This window comes from Microbacterium sp., assembly GCF_051860965.1.
Classification (GTDB): domain Bacteria; phylum Actinomycetota; class Actinomycetes; order Actinomycetales; family Microbacteriaceae; genus Microbacterium.
Genome location: NZ_JBIMKU010000006.1, coordinates 19,978 through 36,569, shown reverse-complemented (window position 1 = coordinate 36,569; position 16,592 = coordinate 19,978). Strand labels below are relative to the sequence as shown.

Below are 16,592 nucleotides of genomic sequence, written 5' to 3'. Positions count from 1 at the left end.
CCCGACGCCGCGTCCGCCCACCCTGCCAGACTGTCGTCATGGCCGACCGTCTCATGCTCCTCGACTCCGCGTCGCTGTACTTCCGCGCGTTCTACGGCGTACCCGACACCGTGCGCGCGCCCGACGGGCGGCCCGTCAACGCGGTGCGCGGGTTCCTCGACATCATCGCGAAGCTCGTGACGCTGTACGAGCCGACGCACCTCGTCGCCTGCTGGGACGACGACTGGCGCCCGCAGTGGCGCGTCGACCTCATTCCGACGTACAAGACGCATCGCGTCGCCGAGGTCGTGGCGGGCGGTCCCGACGTCGAAGAGGTGCCCGATCCGCTCGAGATCCAGATCCCGGTCATCCGCGAGGCACTCGCTGCGGCCGGCATCGTCATCGTGGGCGCGGCGGAGCACGAGGCGGATGACGTCATCGGCACGCTCGCGACCACCGCCGACATGCCCGTCGACGTCGTGACGGGCGATCGCGATCTCTTCCAGCTGATCGACGACGACCGCGTCGTGCGCGTCGTCTACACGGCGCGCGGGATGAGCAACCTCGAAGTCCTGACGGATGAGTCGGTCGTCGCCAAGTACGGCGTCCTGCCGAGCCAGTACGCCGATTTCGCGACGCTGCGCGGCGATTCGTCGGACGGGCTCCCCGGCGTGGCCGGCATCGGCGAGAAGACCGCCGCCGGCCTGCTGGCTGCGCACGGCGACCTCGACGGCATCCTCGCCGCGGCGGACGCCGGCGACGGCATGTCGGCGGGCGTCCGCGCGAAGCTCTACGCGGGCCGCCCCTACCTCGCCGTCGCCCCGACGGTGGTGGCGGTCGTTCGCGACCTCGACCTGCCCGCGGTGGATGCGCGCCTGCATCCCCTGACCGACGACCAGAAGACGGATGCCGCGGCCCTCGCCGAGACGTGGGGCCTGGGCACCTCGATGACCCGCCTGGTGGAGGCCCTCGACCAGATCGGCTGACGCCGGGCCCGGACGACCCGGCGCCGGTGTCCCCGCCGAGACGGCTCGATCTCGGCGGGAACGCGCACCGCGCCGGCCGACGGGACCGCCCAGATCCCGCGCGCGCAGGTCAGTCCGCCGCGACGGGCACGACTCCGAACGTCCAGGTGACGCCGAAGCGGTCGGCCAGCATGCCGAAGCCGGCGCTCCAGGCCGAAGCCGCAAGCGGCTCGATGATCGTCGACCCCTCGGCGAGGCGGTCCCAGTACCCCGAGACCTCGTCCAGGGTCTCGGCCGACACCGACACGAAGAAGGGCTGCTCGGTGAGGGTCATCCCGTTCTCACGGCGGGTCGATCCCGCCTTCACTGTCGCTCCCGACGCCACCGCCCCGGGGATGTCGTACGCCATGATGCGGAACCCGCTCTCGGCCGCGACGAGACCGAAGACGACCGCGTCCGCTCCGGGGGCGTCCGCCGGCATCCCGACATCGCCGTACGTCGTGACGGCCAGATGGCCGCCGAACACGGTCTGGTAGAGCTCGAGCGCAGAGCGGGCCTCGCCGCGGAAGTTGAGGTGGGTCGTCGTCGTGATGGTCATGGCCGCTCCTTGCGGTTCGAAGAGGCGGGTCGGTCCCGCTCGTGTTCCACGCTTCCACCCGTATAGGTCGGTTTCTGTCCTGCACTCTCCCTATGCTGTGGGAATGACGACGACCGCCCGACTGCTGAGCCTGCTGTCGCTTCTGCAGACGCGTCGCGAGTGGCCGGGTGCGACCCTGGCCGAGCGCCTCGACGTGAGCCACCGCACGGTGCGCCGCGATGTCGATCGTCTTCGCGAGATGGGCTACAGCATCCGGGCGACGATGGGCCCGACCGGCGGCTACCGCCTCGACGCCGGCGCAGAGCTCCCGCCGCTCCTCTTCGACGACGACCAGATCGTCGCACTCGCCGTCGCACTCCGCGCCGCCGCCACGACCGGCGCCGATGTCGGCGAGGGCGCGCTGCGGGCGCTCACCACTGTGCGCCAGGTCATGCCCCCGCGTCTGCGGCATCGCATCGACGCGATCGAGTTCACCTCGCTCACCGAGAGCACCTCCACCGACGCCGACGTGCTCATCGAGCTCTCGAGCGTCGTGCGGGCCCGCGAGGTGCTGCGCTTCGACTACACGAACAGCGAGGGCGCGACATCCCGTCACCGGGCCGAGCCGCACCATCTCGTGACCGCAGGCGGACGGTGGTATCTCGTCGCCTGGGATCTCGATCGTGACGACTGGCGGCTGTTCCGGGCCGACCGGCTGACCCCGCGTCCGCCGCACGGGCCGCGGTTCGCTCCTCGTGAGCTGCCGGGCGGCACGGCCGCCGCGTTCGTCTCGGCGCGGTTCAAAGGATCCGAGACGGACGCGTGGCCGTGCATCGGCACGGTCGAGCTGCACCTTCCGGTCTCGGCGGTCGTGCCGTTCGCCGGGGACGGCGTCGTCGAGGCCGTCGATGCGAACCGATGCCGCTTCACATCCGGCGCGTGGTCGTGGGCGGCCCTCGCGGCATCCCTCAACCGCTTCGACGCCGACATCGACGTCATCGGGCCGCCCGACCTCGTCGACGCCTTCGCGACCCTTGCGGCGCGCAACGCACGCTCGGCTCTACTCCCCCGGGAGTAGAGCCGAGCACTCCCCCACTCAGACGACGCTCAGCGGCGTCGGGCGTAGGCTCGCAGGCATGCCGGGGCCGTACGGGGACGACGTCGGGCCGCGCTTCCGACCGCCGCCCGGACTCACCCTCTACCTGCCCGTGGTCCTCGCCCTCCTCATCCAGGTCGGCGGCACGATCGTGATCGCCGCCTGGACGCGGACACCGCTCGCCCCGGCGTCGGCGAGCATCGCGCTGTCCGCGGCATCCGCCCTCGCTCTGCTCGCCGCGCGCCGATTCCCGGGATCCACTGTCGTCATCGTCGCCGCGCTCACGGCGCTGGACCTGTTCGTCGCACCCGAGACGGGCCCGCCGTTCGTGGCGCTCGCCTTCGCGATCGTCGGCGCGGTCGTGCGCCGCGCCCGCCTGTGGGCGCTCGTGTCGGTCGGCACGGCATGGCTCGCCACGATCGTCGCCGCGGGGGTGCTCGGGATGCCGTGGCATCCGTTCCGCGTCGCCGTCACGACCCTGGCACTCGCGTTGTGCTTCGCGATCGGCGAAGGCATCCGGTCGCGGCGCGAACGCGGTGCGGAACACCGGGCACAGCTGGCCGAGCGGCGCCGCGTCGCCGAACAGGAGGAGCGCGCCCGCATGGCCCGCGAGCTCCATGATGTGCTCGCGCACTCGCTCAGCCAGATCGCCGTGCAGTCGGGCGTCGGACTGCACCTGTTCGACCGGGAGCCCGAGCGTGCGCGCGAGGCCCTCGCGAGCATCCGCAGTCTCAGCGCGACGGGACTCGACGAAGTGCGCGGCGTGCTGTCGTTCCTGCGCGGCGAAGAGGCCGGCGCGCCGGCGACGGCTCCCCTCACGCCGCAGCCTCAGCTCGCGGAGCTTCCGGCGCTCGTCTCGCAGCGCACCGGACTCGGGCTCACCGTCACCCTCGACGACCGCCTGGCCGACCAGCGCCCGCTCGGCGCCGTGCAGACCACCGCCTACCGCATCGCGCAGGAGGCGCTCACGAACGTCGTCCGCCACTCCGCCGCCACGCACGCGAGCGTCGTGCTCGATCATCGCGACGATGTGCTGATCCTCTCGGTGACCGACGACGGCACGGGCGTGCGCGCGGGCGAGGGCGCCGGCATCCGCGGGATGCGCGAACGCGCCGAGCTGGCGGGCGGAGACCTCGCCGTCGGTCCGGGGACCCCGAACGGCACCGTCGTGACCGCCCGCCTGCCGTGGGACGGCGCGTCGTGATCCGCGTCGCGCTCGCCGACGACCATCAGCTCGTGAGGGCGGGGTTCCGCGCGCTCCTGGAGTCGGAGCCCGACATCGAGGTCGTGGCCGAGGCATCCGGAGGCGAACAGCTGCTGCGGACCCTCCGGACGACGCCCGTCGACGTGGCGATGATCGACATCCGGATGCCGGACGGCGACGGCCTGTGGACGACCGAGCAGATCGCCGCCGACCCGTCCCTGGCGGGCGTGAGGGTCGTGATCGTGACGACCTTCGAGCTCGACGAGTACGTCGCACGCGCGATCCGCGCCGGCGCGAGCGGCTTCCTCGTGAAGGACACGGAGCCGGTCGACCTCATCCGCGCCGTGCGCGTCGTCGCAGCGGGCGACGCGCTGCTCTCACCGGGGATCACCCGGCGACTGCTCGAACGTGCCGCCACCGGGATGCGGGATGCACCCGATCCGGTCCTTCTGCAGACGCTCACCGAGCGCGAGGTCGACGTGCTGCGTCTGGTCGCCGAGGGGCTCACGAACGACGAGATCGCGCAGCGCCTGTTCCTCTCGCCGCTGACCGCGAAGACCCACGTCTCGCGTGTCATGCAGAAGCTGCACGCGCGCGACCGCGCGGGCCTGGTCGTCATCGGCTACGAGGCGGGGATCGTGACACCCGGGTGGCGGGCCGACTGACGCCGTACTCCCCCGGGAGCAGGACGGATCACGCCGACGGGCGGATTCCGGGACGACGCGATCGGAGTGGACTCGACGGTGCGCTCGGCGACGTGCCGACGCACAGCGAGAGGAAAGCCCATGTCCGAAGTTCTCACCGCCGTCGCCCTCCACCCCCACGGACCGTGGGGCTGGGGTCCGGGACCCGGCCTGTGGTTCCTGCTGATCCCGCTGTTCTGGATCGCCGTCGTCGCACTGCTGTTCGCGATCTTCGGACGCCGCTGGCGCCACGCGGCGGCGGAACGGCGCCGCACGCCCGGTCGTCAGGCCGAGAGCACGCTCGCCGAGCGCTTCGCGCAGGGCGACATCGACGAGGTCGAGTATCGAGCGCGTCTCGAGGTGCTGCGCGCGAACGCCACGCCCTAGCGGTCAGCCGCGGGGACGGCGGGTCCACTCCCGCAGCCGGTCGAGCGGCCACGTCGTGACGATCCGCTCGGCCGGCACACCCGCCCGCTCGGCCCGTTCGGCGCCGTAGTCCAGGAGCGACAGCTGTCCGGGCGCGTGCGCATCGGAGTCGATCGAGAACAGGCATCCCTCGTCCAGCGCGATCGCGATCAGATCGTCAGGCGGATCCTGCCGCTCGGGGCGGGAGTTGATCTCGACCGCGACACCGTGCTCGGCGCAGGCGGCGAAGACCGGGCGGGCGTCGAACGTCGAGGGCGGCCGCGTCCCCCGCGCACCCTCGACGAGCCGACCCGTCACGTGGCCGAGCACATCGACCCGCGGATTCGAGACGGCCTTCACGAGTCGTCTCGTCATCGGCCCGCGCTCCATGCGCAGCTTCGAGTGCGCGGATGCCACGACGATGTCGAGCTCGTCGAGCAGACCGGGCTCCTGATCGAGCTCGCCGTGGTCGAGGATGTCGACCTCGATGCCCGAGAGCAGCGTGAAGCCGTCGCCGCTCATCCCCGCGACGATCTTCAGCTGAGCGCGCAGGCGCTCCGCCGAGAGGCCGTTCGCCACGCGGAGCCGCGGAGAGTGGTCCGTCAGGGCGAGGTACTCGTGTCCGAGCGCTCGGGCGGCCTCGACCATCAGGTCGATCGAGGTCAGGCCGTCCGACCATTCGCTGTGCGCATGCAGGTCGCCCCGCAGCAGCCCCCTCAAGGTCGACGAGCGCTGGACGCCGGCGCGTTCGCGCAGATCCGCGAGGTAGCCGGGCACGTCACCCGCGAGCGCCTGCTGGATGACCGCGAAGGTCGAGTCGCCGATGCCCTTGCGGCGGCGGAGGGATGCGGCATCCCGCACCTCCTCGTCGCTCAGCCCTTCGATCGCGTCCGCGGCCGCACGGAACGCCTTCGACTTGTAGCGCGACGAACGCTCGCGCTCGAGCAGCGTCGCGATCTCGGAGAGCGCCTCGTGCGGGTCCACCCCGGCAGACTACGCGTCGGCGAGCCGCGCGCGCTTGACGACCACGGGCGCGCTCGCGAGGCGATGCAGCGCCCAGCCGAACAGGATCGACAGGATGCCCATCCCCATCGCGAAGAACGCGACGCCGAACGAGACGACCGACGTGAACAGCGAGGCGCGCAGGAACGACGCGTTCATGAGGGTCGCCCGCACGGGGTCGTCCATGTCGAGCTCGGCGTAGGTCTTGCCGTCCGACAGCGCGAGCGCGTGGTGCTGGATGATGTCGGCCTGCACGTACGCCGTGAACGGCCCCGCGACGGTCTGACCCTGGAACGCCATCGCGTCGTCGGGGATCGTGATGTTCTCGGCCCGAAGCTGCGACGACACGACGATCCACACGACGATGCCCGCGACGATGAGCACGATGCCGGCGAGGATGCCGAGGATCCCGACCACCTTGACCGGGCCGAGCGATCGTGTGGGCGGCTCGACGGCTGCGGCGGTGTCTGAGGCGGTGATGTCGATCATGGCGTCCTCCTTGCGGAACAGGAACCTGTCACCGTCACGCTATCGGCGGGCCGGAGGCGAGCGGAAGAGCATGAGCGGCCCGGTGGCGGCTCTCAGCGCGCGAGCTCCTGCGTGACGGCGACCCAGGTGTCGAGAGTGCGCTGCGCCCGCCCGTCGTCGATGGATGCCGCGGCATCCCCCATCGCCTCGGCGAGCCGCTCGACGATGGGGCGCTGGACCTGCGCGGCATCGCGGAACAGCCGGAAGGCCACCATCCCGGCCGCCGCGTTGAGCAGCACGATCTCGCGCACCGGCCCCGCCTCGCCCGCCATCACGCGCCGCACGACGTCGGCATTGTGCGCCGGGTCGCCGCCCAGAAGGTCGTCGATGTCGGCGAGCGGGATGCCGAGGTCGCGCGGATCGAGGTCGTGTTCGTGGATGTCGCCGCGGCTGACCTCCCAGATGCGGCTGTGGCCCGTCGTGGTCAGCTCGTCGAGGCCGTCGTCACCCCGGAAGACGAGCGCCGTCGCGCCGCGCGTGCGGAAGACGCCCGTGATGAGGGGCACGCGATCGAGCTGTGCGACGCCCACCGCGTTGGCCTCGGCGCGGGCCGGGTTGCAGAGCGGACCGAGGAAGTTGAAGACCGTGGGCACGCCCAGTTCGCTGCGCGTCGGACCGGCGTGCTTGAAGCCCGGGTGGAAGGCCGACGCGAAGACGAACGCGATCCCGGCGCGGGAGAGCGTCTCGGCGACGGACTCCGGCGTGAGGGTGAGGTCGATCCCGAGCGCCCCCAGGACGTCGGAGGAGCCCGACGCCGAGCTGGCGGCACGGTTGCCGTGCTTGACGACGGGGATCCCGGATGCCGCGGCCACGATCGCCGCCATCGTCGAGACGTTGACGGTGCCGAATCGGTCGCCGCCCGTGCCGACGATGTCGAGCACACCCGCATCCACCGGCAGCGGCACGGCCGCCTCGAGGATCGCGTCGCGGAATCCGACGATCTCGTCGACCGTCTCGCCCTTCGCCCGCAGCGCGACGAGGAAGCCGCTGATCTGCGACGGGGTCGCCTCGCCGGCCATGATCTGACGCATCGCCCAGGTCGATTCCGAGACGCTCAGATCGCGCCGATCGAGGAGGTTCGTGAGCACATCGGGCCAGGAGAACAGATCCGCCATGTCACCAGAGCCTAGCCGCGGCCACCGGTCGGCTCTCGCCGAGCGGACTCGCGGCGGATTCCCGGCGGGCTCTTAGGCATGCCTAAGTTCGCATCGACCCAAACTCGGTACCCCAGATGGGAATAACGTGCTCCGTAATCGGCAATAATGGGGAGCGTGACGACCACCTCAGCGACCTACTCTCAGGCGATGCGGTCCGTGAAGCGACCGGATCCGGTCGCTGTCGGAACCATCGTGTGGCTCGGCAGCGAGGTGATGTTCTTCGCGGGCCTGTTCGCGATCTACTTCACCCTTCGCAGCACCTCCCCCGGCCTGTGGGCCGAAGAGACGCAGCTGCTCAACGTCCCCTACGCCCTGGTCAACACGATCATCCTCGTGCTGTCCTCGGTGACCTGCCAGATGGGCGTCTTCGCGGCCGAGCGGTTCCAGCCGTACACCGTCAAGTCCAACCGCTTCTGGCACCGCTGGGGCATGGTCGAGTGGTTCTGGCTCACCTTCGCGCTCGGCGCGATCTTCGTCTCCGGCCAGGTGTGGGAGTACGCCCAGCTCGTCTACGAAGGCATGCCGATCTCGGCCAACGCGTACGCCTCGGCGTTCTACATCACGACGGGCTTCCACGCGCTCCACGTGACCGGCGGTCTCATCGCCTTCCTCCTCGTGATCGGCCGCGCATACGCCGTCAAGAACTTCGGCCGCAAGGAGATGACCTCCTCGATCGTCGTCTCCTACTACTGGCACTTCGTCGATGTCGTCTGGATCGCCCTGTTCCTCGTCATCTACTTCCTGAAATAAGAGCGGAGCTGAACCCTCACATGGCACGACACAAGACGAGCCGTCAGGCCGGCCGCCGCAGCCCGTGGGCTGCCGCCGCCCTCATCGGCATCGGTCTTCTGCTCACCGGCGGCATCTACGCCGGCGCCTCCGCGGCGATGGCCTCGACGAGCGACACCCAGATCTCCTCCGCTCTCTCGGTCGAAGACGGCAAGAAGCTGTTCCAGGCCAACTGCGCCACCTGCCACGGTCTCGATCTGCAGGGCACCGAGAGCGGTCCGTCGCTCTACGGCGTGGGCGAGCTCGCGGTCGAGTTCCAGGTCGCGACCGGCCGCATGCCGCTGCAGATGCAGGGCCCCCAGGCACCGCAGAAGCCCGTGCAGTTCACCGAGGACCAGATCAAGGCGATGGCCGCCTACGTGCAGTCGATGGCGCCCGGCCCGACGTATCCGTCCGACGAGACGATCGACGGCGAGGGCGACGTGGCACGCGGTGCGGAGCTGTTCCGCATCAACTGCGCCATGTGCCACAACGTCGCCGCGGCGGGTGGGGCGCTCACCGAGGGCAAGTACGCCCCCGGCCTGCAGAACACGAGTGCGCTGCACATGTATGCCGCGATGGTCACGGGCCCGCAGAACATGCCGGTCTTCAACGACATGAACCTCACGACGGAGGACAAGCGCGACATCATCTCGGCGCTGCTCTTCCTGCAGCAGAACGAGTCGCCCGGCGGCTTCTCGCTCGGCTCGCTCGGCCCGGTATCCGAGGGCCTCTTCATCTGGATCTTCGGCATCGGCTCGCTGATCGCCCTCACCGTGTGGATCACGGCGAAGTCCAACTGACGAACGATACGAAACACAGCACGAACGAGGAGCAGCATGGCACACGAGGATGACGCGCTCGAGCACGAGAGGGCTTCCTGGAAGCCCTCCCCCGGGCTCGCCGTCGCGGTCACCGACCCGGTGCAGAACCCGGAGCTGCCGCCGCACCGCGCGCGGATGACCGACAAGGACCCGGCGGCGATGACGCGCGCGGTCCGGACCGTCTACACGCTCTTCTACCTCTCGGTCGCAGCGTCCATCTGGGCCGTCGCCGCTTACATGATCTTCCCGATCGAGAGCGGTCGGATCGTCGACATCCGCAACAACAACCTCTTCATCGGACTCGGCATCGCCCTCGCGCTGCTGGCCATCGGCATCGGCGCCATCCACTGGTCCAAGGCCGTCATGTCCGACAAGGAGTTCGTCGAGCCGCGTCACGCGACCCGCGGGCGCGACACGACCCGCGCGGCCGCCGTCCAGGCCTTCGCCGAGGCGAACGAGGAGTCCGGCTTCGGACGCCGCACGATGATCCGCAACTCGCTCATCGCGGCGGTCGCGGCATCCGTCGTCCCCGGCATCGCGCTCTTCCGCGGTCTCGCGCCGCAGGACACCCCGCTCAAGCCCAACGCCGGCAACCCGGTGTTCCTGCTCAGCCACACGATGTGGAAGAAGGGGATGCGTCTCGCGCACGACCCCGAGGGCACGCCGATCCGCGCCGCCGACATCACGCTCGGCTCCGCCGTGCACGTCATCCCCGAGCCCCTCGCGGAGCTCAGCCACTCGGACGGCTATCTCGAAGAGAAGGCGAAGGCGATCGTCCTGCTCATGCGCCTGCTTCCCGAGCAGCTCAACCCCGAGACCAACAAGCTCGACTGGACGTACGACGGCATCGTCGCCTACTCGAAGGTCTGCACGCACGTCGGCTGCCCCGTGGCCCTGTACGAGCAGCAGACCCACCACCTGCTGTGCCCCTGCCACCAGTCGCAGTTCGACGTGGCCAACGGCGCAGCGGTCATCTTCGGCCCGGCAGCCCGCCCGCTGCCGCAGCTGCCCATCGAGGTCGATGACGAGGGCTACCTCGTCGCCAAGAGCGACTTCGAAGAACCCGTCGGCCCGAGCTTCTGGGAGCGTCATTGAGTACCGCCACTGTCTCCGAAGAGCACGGCACCGACACGACGGCGCCGCCTGAGAAGCCCCTCGGCGGGCGTTTCGTCGCCGCGACGGCCAACTACCTCGACGAGCGCACGAGCCTCTCGGGCATCGTCAAGGAGCTCGGTCGCAAGATCTTCCCCGACCACTGGTCGTTCATGCTCGGCGAGATCGCGCTGTGGGCCTTCGTCGTGGTCCTCCTGTCGGGAACGTTCCTGACGTTCTTCTTCCAGGCCTCGATGGTCGAGACCCACTACATGGGCTCGTACCTGCCCATGCGCGGTCTCGAGATGTCCGCGGCGCTCGACTCGACACTGCGGATCTCGTTCGACATCCGCGGCGGCCTGCTCGTGCGTCAGATCCACCACTGGGCGGCGCTCGTCTTCGTGGCCGGCATCGGCGTCCACATGCTCCGCGTGTTCTTCACCGGCGCCTTCCGCAAGCCCCGCGAGCTGAACTGGGTCATCGGCTTCATCCTCTTCATCCTCGCGATGGCCGAGGGCTTCACCGGCTACTCGCTCCCCGACGACCTGCTCTCGGGCAACGGCCTGCGCATCATCGACGGCATGGTCAAGGGCATCCCCCTCATCGGCACGTGGACGTCGTTCCTGCTCTTCGGCGGCGAGTTCCCGGGTACGCAGATCGTGGGTCGCCTCTACACGCTGCACATCCTGCTGCTGCCGCTGATCCTCATCGGTCTGCTCGTGCTGCACCTCATGCTCATGGTCATCAACAAGCACACGCAGTTCGGCGGCGCGGGTCGCACGAACAGCAATGTCGTGGGCTACCCGATGATGCCCGTGTACATGACCAAGATGGGCGGCTTCCTGTTCATCACGTTCGGCGTCATCGTGCTGATCGCATCGCTGTTCACGATCAACCCGATCTGGAACTACGGCCCGTACGACCCGTCGCCCGTCTCGGCCGGAACCCAGCCCGACTGGTACATCGGATTCGCCGACGGCGCGCTCAGGCTCGTGCCGCCGCATCTCGAGAGCGTGTTCCTCGGACACACGTGGTCGTGGAACATCCTGATCCCGCTCGCCGTGATCGGCATCTTCATCGTGCTCGTCCTGATCTACCCGTTCATCGAGGCGTGGGTCACGGGCGACAAGCGCGAGCACCACATCGCGCAGCGTCCCCGCCAGGCGGCGACCCGCACGGCGATCGGCGCGGCCGGTGTCACGTTCTACGCGGTGCTGTGGGCTGCGGCGTCCTCCGACATCATCGCGACGCACTTCTGGCTCACGATGGAGGGCGTCATCCACAGCCTTCAGGCGCTGCTCATCGTCGGGCCGATCATCGCCTACTTCGTCACGAAGCGCATCTGCATCGCGCTTCAGAAGAAGGATCGTGAGATCGCGCTGCACGGCTACGAGTCCGGTCGCATCGTGCGCCTCCCCGGCGGCGAGTACATCGAGGTGCACCAGCCCGTCGACGAGTACGAGCGCTGGAAGCTCGTGGGCTACGAGACGTACGAGCCGCTCGTCGTGCGCCCCAACTCGCGCGGTCGCATCCCGTGGCACGAGAACATCCGCGCGTCCATCTCGCGCTGGTTCTTCGAGGATCGGCTCATCCCGGTGACGCAGGCCGAGATCGATGCCGCGGTCGCGCATCAGCACCACGAGCTCGAGCACATCGCGCACGAAGAGGACGCCGAGATCCAGGGCGCCCACGAGCGTGCCGGGGTTCCGGATGCCCCGCACGTGCCGATCGACGACGGCGTGCACTCCGAGACCGCCGTGCGGCCCTCGAACGTCATCATCCCCGACGAGGGCGACGAGAAGAAGCCCAAGAAGTAGTCGGCAGTCATCCGACGAAGTGTGGCGCTCTCCGGATCGGGGAGCGCCACACTTCTGTCCTAGCGTGGAGCCATGACCGACGCCCTCACGTACTTCACCGCCAAACTCGCCCTCGAGACCGACGCCTCCGACGTCTATGCGGCGCAGAAGGCCGGCGACGAGTTCGTGCTCGTCGACGTACGAGGAGAGGATGCCTGGGCCCAGGGTCGCATCTCGGGCGCCGTGCACATCCCCCACCAGCAGATCGCGGAGCGCGCGCCCGCCGAGCTCGACCCGGCGGTGCCCATCGTCGTCTACTGCTGGAGTCCGGGCTGCAACGGCGGCGCGAAGGGCGCCCTGGCGTTCGCCAAGCTCGGGTATCAGGTGCGCGAGATGATCGGGGGCTACGAGTACTGGGTGCGCGAGGGCCAGCCGACCGAGAACGACGAGGGGCCTCTCCCCCGCACGTTCGACTCACAGGTCATGGTCGTGCGGGCGCCGCAAGGCTCAGGCCGTCGCTGAGCCGAGATCCTCGGTGAACCGTTCTGCGGCACTGCCCCAGAACACCGGCTCACCGGCCTGTGACGATCCCGCGACGACATCGCAGACGACCACCGTGACGTTGTCACGCGTGCCGGCCTCGAGTGCGAGCGCCACGCAGGCCAGTGCCGCCTCGGCGGGCGTCCCGATCGTGAGGAGCGCTCTGACCTCGGGCTCGGGGACGTAGTCCGTCAGACCGTCGGAGCACAGCATCCATCGATCCCCGATGAGCGGCTGTCGAATGCCGACACTCGCCTCATCGGTCTCGCCGCCGGCGAAGGACGCCATGATGATGTTGCGTTGAGGATGCGTCTCAGCGGCCTCGGGCGCGAGGAGGCCGTTGTCGACGAGCGCCTGCACGTACGAGTCGTCGCGCGTCTCGCGACGCAGCTCCCCATCGCGCAGAAGGTAGGCGCGCGAGTCGCCGGTGTGTGCGAGCAGCAGTTCACCACCACGGCCTACGAAGACGCCCGTGAAGGTCGTCGCCATCCCGCGCAGGGAGCCGTCGTGGTCGACACGAGCACGGAGGTCCCAGTTGGCGAGCCGCAGCCGCTCGGCGAGCTGAGGGGCATCCAGCGCCGCGGCGGAACTCGCCACCAGACGGTGGAGGAGCGTGGCTGACGCGAGATCCCCCGATGGACCGCCGCCCACACCGTCGGCGACCGCCGCACCCCAGGGTGCCGTGAACGCAGCATCCTGATTCACCGCACGGTGCGCGCCCACATCGGACGCTCCGGCCGCGACGAGGCGGATCAAACGATCAGCCGATCAGCGCGCGAAGTAACCGCGGTAGTACTCGTAGACCCAGCCGACGATGGCGACGACGAAGATCGCGAGCCCGATCGGGAACATCCAGACACCGACCGCGAGACCGAGGATGCCGACCGCCGCAGAAGCCGCGAGAACGATGGGCCACCACGACCACGGGCTGAACTCGCCCGCCTCGGGGTCGCCGTCGTCGATGTCGGCGGTCAGGATGTCTTCGGGCAGCTCACCTCGCTGCGCCTTGTGCACACGACCGATGTAGAACGCGATGAACGCGGCCATGAGCGTGACGAAGAGCAGGGCGACGGTTCCCACCCACTCGGTCGAGAGCGTGAACACCTCCCACCCGCTGACGCCGGGGGCGACATGGGTGTCCCAGTGCGCGATGACGTTCCAGACCGTGTAGACCACGAACATCAGGAAGAAGAACGCGCTCAGCAGCCACCAGAGGCCGGTATTGGTCTTCACTTACTTGACCTCTCGCGTCTCGGCGTCCACAACGGGGGCATCGGGAGCATCCTTCGCCGGGCCCACGCCGACGGGCACGCCCGCCTCGGGGTGGTTGAGGTCGAACGCGGGACGCTCGCTGCGGATGCGCGGGATCGACGTGAAGTTGTGGCGCGGCGGCGGGCACGACGTCGCCCACTCGAGCGAGGCGCCGTAGCCCCACGGGTCGTTCACCGTCACCTTGGGCGCCTTGCGCGCGGTGATCCAGACGTTGAACAGGAACGGGATCATGGATGCGCCGAGCAGGATCGCACCGATGGTCGACACCTGGTTCTGCCACGTGAAGTTGTCGGCTGCCGAATAGTCGGCGTAGCGGCGCACCATGCCCTCGACGCCCAGCCAGTGCTGGATGAGGAATGTCATGTGGAAGCCGATGAACAGCATCCAGAAGTGCACCATGCCGAGCCGCTCGTTCAGCATGCGACCCGTCCACTTGGGCCACCAGAAGTAGAAGCCGGCGAACATCGCGAACACGACCGTGCCGAAGACGACGTAGTGGAAGTGGGCGACGACGAAGTACGAGTCGGACAGGTGGAAGTCGAGCGGCGGCGAGGCCAGGATGACGCCGGTCAGACCACCGAAGACGAACGAGACGAGGAAGCCGAGTGCGAACACCATCGGCGTCTCGAAGGTCACCGATCCTCGCCAGAGCGTGCCGATCCAGTTGAAGATCTTCACACCCGTCGGCACCGCGATCAGCATCGTCATGAGCGCGAAGAACGGCAGGAGCACGGCGCCCGTGACGTACATGTGGTGCGCCCAGACCGCGACCGAGAGGGCGGCGATGGCGATCGTCGCGTAGACGAGCGTCTTGTACCCGAAGATCGGCTTGCGGCTGAACACCGGGAAGATCTCGGACACGATGCCGAAGAACGGCAGCGCGATGATGTACACCTCGGGGTGGCCGAAGAACCAGAACAGGTGCTGCCACAGCAGTACGCCGCCGTTGGCCGGGTCGTAGATGTGGGCTCCCAGCACGCGATCGGCGGCGGCGGCGAGGATCGCGGCGGCGAGCACGGGGAACGCCATCAGCACGAGGATGCTCGTGATGAGCGTGTTCCACGTGAAGATCGGCATGCGCCACATCGTCATGCCCGGTGCGCGCATCGTGATGATCGTCGTGATGAAGTTGACGGCGCCGAGGATCGTGCCGAAACCGCTCATGCCGAGGCCGAGCATCCAGAGATTGCCGCCCACGCCTGGTGAGAACGTCGCACTCGCGAGCGGCTGATACGCGAACCAGCCGAACGCCGCGGCGCCCTGCGGGGTCAGGAAGCCCGCGACGGCGATCGTCGAGCCGAAGAGGAAGAGCCAGAACGCGAAGGCGTTGAGACGCGGGAACGCGACGTCGGGCGCACCGATCTGCAGCGGCATGATGACGTTCGCGAAACCCGCGAACAGCGGCGTCGCGAACATGAGCAGCATGATCGTGCCGTGCATCGTGAACAGCTGGTTGTACTGCTCCTTGGTCGGGATGATCTGCATGCCCGGCTCGAAGAGCTCCGCCCGGATGATGAGCGCCATCACGCCGCCGAGCATGAAGAAGATCACCGAGGCGATGAGGTACATGTACCCGATCGTCTTGTGGTCGGTGGAGGTGATCCACTTGACGACGATGTTGCCCTTCTGCTCGACACGCGAGGAGCTGAGCAGGGCCGCCTGGCGGGGCGGCAGCGTCGTGGGCCGGCCGTGGGTCGGCTCGTTGAGGGGAAGTGTCGTAGCCATGATCAGTCGTCTCCCTCGGACGTGCTGCCGTCCGTGCCGGGCAGGTTCTGCAGTCGGTCGTACTCGTCGTTGATGTCGCCCGTCTGGCCCGCGGCGCGCAGCGAGTCGAGGTACTGCTCGTACTCCTCGGGGCTCACGACCTTGACGTTGAACAGCATCATCGAGTGGTACTCGCCGCAGAGCTCCGCGCATTTGCCGGCGTACTCGCCCTCACGCGTCGGCGTGAACGACCAGTAGTTGTCGCGCCCGATGTACATGTCCTTCTTGTAGAGGAAGTCGATGATCCAGAACGAGTGGATGACGTCGCGCGACTGCAGCTTGATCTTCACCGTCTCGCCGACCGGCAGGTACAGCGTCGGGAGCTTGCTGACGATGTCGCCGGCTTCGTCCGTCTGCGCCTGGACGCCCATCGACCAGACGGTGTCGTCCTCGGACTCGCCGTCGTACTGGAAGTCCCAGGCCCACTGCTTGCCGATCGCGGTGATCGACACGTCGGGGTCTTCCGTCTGCGTCTCGAGGATCGTCTGATCGCGGGCCGTGAAGGCGAAGAAGCCGATGACGAGGATGAGCGGCACGATCGTGTAGAAGATCTCGATCGGCATGTTGTAGCGCAGCTGCACCGGCAGGCCGCTCTGGCCACGGCGACGACGGTAGGCGATCGCCGCCCAGCCCATGAGACCCCACGTGATGACACCGACGGCGAGCAGCACGATCCACGAGTTGACCCACAGGCCCGAGATCATCTCGGTGTGGTTGGTGGTGGGCGTTCCGTCTTCGACGAAGCCGGGCAGGAAGCCGTTCAGCTCGGTCGGGGTGCACCCCGCAAGTACGACGGCCGTTGCGATCCCGACGGGGAGAACGGCCCAGCGGATGCGGCGTTTCGAGGGCACGGATGCACCTTTCCGGATCGCGAACAGGACTCTCGCCAGTCTAGAGCAAGCGCCCAGCGGATTCAGGCCATCCGCCCAGCTTCTCGCAC

18 protein-coding genes are annotated in these 16,592 nt (G+C 68.8%); 10 read left to right on the top strand and 8 right to left on the bottom strand.

Translation table 11 applies throughout. From position 1 onward, the window contains the following. Positions 1–38: 38 nt before the first annotated feature. On the top strand, positions 39–965 hold the full coding sequence (locus ACTIFV_RS12530) for a 5'-3' exonuclease (protein ID WP_439593123.1): 927 nt from the start codon (positions 39–41) through the stop codon (positions 963–965). A 109-nt stretch (positions 966–1,074) separates the two neighbouring features. Here ACTIFV_RS12530 and ACTIFV_RS12525 read toward each other — a convergent pair whose 3' ends face one another. Further along, the gene (locus tag ACTIFV_RS12525; protein ID WP_439593122.1) at positions 1,075–1,542 is read right to left on the bottom strand and encodes a VOC family protein; all 468 of its coding nucleotides are present in this window, start codon (positions 1,540–1,542) and stop codon (positions 1,075–1,077) included. A 103-nt stretch (positions 1,543–1,645) separates the two neighbouring features. Between ACTIFV_RS12525 and ACTIFV_RS12520 the strand changes: the two genes are divergently transcribed. The 4 genes from ACTIFV_RS12520 (at position 1,646) to ACTIFV_RS12505 (ending at position 4,891) form a co-directional block, all read left to right on the top strand. Next, entirely contained in the window at positions 1,646–2,599 is a 954-nt protein-coding gene (locus ACTIFV_RS12520; RefSeq protein ID WP_439593121.1) for a helix-turn-helix transcriptional regulator, read from the top strand. Between the two features lie 58 nt (positions 2,600–2,657). Beyond that, the gene (locus ACTIFV_RS12515) at positions 2,658–3,821 is read left to right on the top strand and encodes a histidine kinase (protein ID WP_439593120.1); all 1,164 of its coding nucleotides are present in this window, start codon (positions 2,658–2,660) and stop codon (positions 3,819–3,821) included. Then, a complete protein-coding gene (locus ACTIFV_RS12510; protein ID WP_439593119.1) occupies positions 3,818–4,486 on the top strand; it encodes a response regulator in 669 nt (222 codons plus the stop codon). Before ACTIFV_RS12515 ends, ACTIFV_RS12510 begins: the two co-directional genes overlap by 4 nt. 120 nt (positions 4,487–4,606) lie before the next feature. After that, positions 4,607–4,891 carry an SHOCT domain-containing protein gene (locus tag ACTIFV_RS12505; protein WP_439593118.1) on the top strand — a complete coding sequence of 95 codons (285 nt, stop codon included), beginning with the start codon at positions 4,607–4,609 and terminating at the stop codon, positions 4,889–4,891. A gap of 3 nt (positions 4,892–4,894) precedes the next feature. On the opposite strand, the gene ACTIFV_RS12500 is transcribed toward ACTIFV_RS12505, so the two are convergent. From ACTIFV_RS12500 to trpD, 3 genes are all read right to left on the bottom strand, one after another. After that, positions 4,895–5,893, bottom strand: a complete 999-nt coding sequence (locus ACTIFV_RS12500; RefSeq protein WP_439593117.1) for a PHP domain-containing protein — start codon at positions 5,891–5,893, stop codon at positions 4,895–4,897. Positions 5,894–5,902: 9 nt separating this feature from the next. After that, positions 5,903–6,400 carry an aromatic ring-opening dioxygenase LigA gene (locus tag ACTIFV_RS12495; protein WP_439593116.1) on the bottom strand — a complete coding sequence of 166 codons (498 nt, stop codon included), beginning with the start codon at positions 6,398–6,400 and terminating at the stop codon, positions 5,903–5,905. Positions 6,401–6,492: 92 nt separating this feature from the next. Continuing rightward, positions 6,493–7,554: an anthranilate phosphoribosyltransferase gene (gene trpD, locus ACTIFV_RS12490; protein WP_439593115.1), complete on the bottom strand. Its 1,062-nt coding sequence runs from the start codon at positions 7,552–7,554 to the stop codon at positions 6,493–6,495. A 147-nt stretch (positions 7,555–7,701) separates the two neighbouring features. Between trpD and ctaE the strand changes: the two genes are divergently transcribed. The 5 genes from ctaE (at position 7,702) to ACTIFV_RS12465 (ending at position 12,598) form a co-directional block, all read left to right on the top strand. Continuing rightward, positions 7,702–8,346 carry an aa3-type cytochrome oxidase subunit III gene (ctaE, locus tag ACTIFV_RS12485; protein ID WP_248147743.1) on the top strand — a complete coding sequence of 215 codons (645 nt, stop codon included), beginning with the start codon at positions 7,702–7,704 and terminating at the stop codon, positions 8,344–8,346. Positions 8,347–8,366: 20 nt separating this feature from the next. Then, the gene (gene qcrC / locus ACTIFV_RS12480) at positions 8,367–9,167 is read left to right on the top strand and encodes a cytochrome bc1 complex diheme cytochrome c subunit (RefSeq protein WP_439593114.1); all 801 of its coding nucleotides are present in this window, start codon (positions 8,367–8,369) and stop codon (positions 9,165–9,167) included. Positions 9,168–9,203: 36 nt separating this feature from the next. Further along, a complete protein-coding gene (gene qcrA / locus ACTIFV_RS12475; RefSeq protein ID WP_439593113.1) occupies positions 9,204–10,283 on the top strand; it encodes a cytochrome bc1 complex Rieske iron-sulfur subunit in 1,080 nt (359 codons plus the stop codon). Next, the gene (gene qcrB / locus ACTIFV_RS12470) at positions 10,280–12,097 is read left to right on the top strand and encodes a cytochrome bc1 complex cytochrome b subunit (RefSeq protein WP_439593112.1); all 1,818 of its coding nucleotides are present in this window, start codon (positions 10,280–10,282) and stop codon (positions 12,095–12,097) included. The genes qcrA and qcrB overlap by 4 nt, the downstream gene beginning before the upstream one ends. Positions 12,098–12,169: 72 nt before the next feature. Next, positions 12,170–12,598, top strand: a complete 429-nt coding sequence (locus ACTIFV_RS12465) for a rhodanese-like domain-containing protein (RefSeq protein WP_439593111.1) — start codon at positions 12,170–12,172, stop codon at positions 12,596–12,598. On the opposite strand, the gene ACTIFV_RS12460 is transcribed toward ACTIFV_RS12465, so the two are convergent. From ACTIFV_RS12460 to ctaC, 4 genes are read right to left on the bottom strand one after another with little or no spacing between them, the layout of a single operon-like run. Continuing rightward, positions 12,584–13,372 carry a PP2C family protein-serine/threonine phosphatase gene (locus ACTIFV_RS12460; protein WP_439593110.1) on the bottom strand — a complete coding sequence of 263 codons (789 nt, stop codon included), beginning with the start codon at positions 13,370–13,372 and terminating at the stop codon, positions 12,584–12,586. The genes ACTIFV_RS12465 and ACTIFV_RS12460 overlap by 15 nt on opposite strands. 12 nt (positions 13,373–13,384) lie before the next feature. After that, positions 13,385–13,849 carry a cytochrome c oxidase subunit 4 gene (locus tag ACTIFV_RS12455; protein ID WP_439593109.1) on the bottom strand — a complete coding sequence of 155 codons (465 nt, stop codon included), beginning with the start codon at positions 13,847–13,849 and terminating at the stop codon, positions 13,385–13,387. Next, positions 13,850–15,613, bottom strand: coding sequence for an aa3-type cytochrome oxidase subunit I (gene ctaD / locus ACTIFV_RS12450; protein WP_439593108.1), 1,764 nt, complete (start codon positions 15,611–15,613; stop codon positions 13,850–13,852). A gap of 2 nt (positions 15,614–15,615) precedes the next feature. Beyond that, complete coding sequence (ctaC, locus tag ACTIFV_RS12445) at positions 15,616–16,503, bottom strand: aa3-type cytochrome oxidase subunit II (protein WP_439593107.1); 888 nt, start codon at positions 16,501–16,503, stop codon at positions 15,616–15,618. Positions 16,504–16,592 lie beyond the last annotated feature (89 nt).

Coding starts and splice junctions, on each gene's coding strand:
- ACTIFV_RS12505 (WP_439593118.1), top strand. CDS start 4,607: ATGTCCGAAGTTCTCACCGCCGTCGCCCTCCACCCCCACGGACCGTGG.
- ACTIFV_RS12515 (WP_439593120.1), top strand. CDS start 2,658: ATGCCGGGGCCGTACGGGGACGACGTCGGGCCGCGCTTCCGACCGCCG.
- ctaE (WP_248147743.1), top strand. CDS start 7,702: ATGGGGAGCGTGACGACCACCTCAGCGACCTACTCTCAGGCGATGCGG.
- ctaD (WP_439593108.1), bottom strand. CDS start 15,613: ATGGCTACGACACTTCCCCTCAACGAGCCGACCCACGGCCGGCCCACG.
- ACTIFV_RS12520 (WP_439593121.1), top strand. CDS start 1,646: ATGACGACGACCGCCCGACTGCTGAGCCTGCTGTCGCTTCTGCAGACG.
- ACTIFV_RS12525 (WP_439593122.1), bottom strand. CDS start 1,542: ATGACCATCACGACGACGACCCACCTCAACTTCCGCGGCGAGGCCCGC.
- ACTIFV_RS12495 (WP_439593116.1), bottom strand. CDS start 6,400: ATGATCGACATCACCGCCTCAGACACCGCCGCAGCCGTCGAGCCGCCC.
- trpD (WP_439593115.1), bottom strand. CDS start 7,554: ATGGCGGATCTGTTCTCCTGGCCCGATGTGCTCACGAACCTCCTCGAT.
- ACTIFV_RS12465 (WP_439593111.1), top strand. CDS start 12,170: ATGACCGACGCCCTCACGTACTTCACCGCCAAACTCGCCCTCGAGACC.
- qcrC (WP_439593114.1), top strand. CDS start 8,367: ATGGCACGACACAAGACGAGCCGTCAGGCCGGCCGCCGCAGCCCGTGG.
- ACTIFV_RS12530 (WP_439593123.1), top strand. CDS start 39: ATGGCCGACCGTCTCATGCTCCTCGACTCCGCGTCGCTGTACTTCCGC.
- qcrA (WP_439593113.1), top strand. CDS start 9,204: ATGGCACACGAGGATGACGCGCTCGAGCACGAGAGGGCTTCCTGGAAG.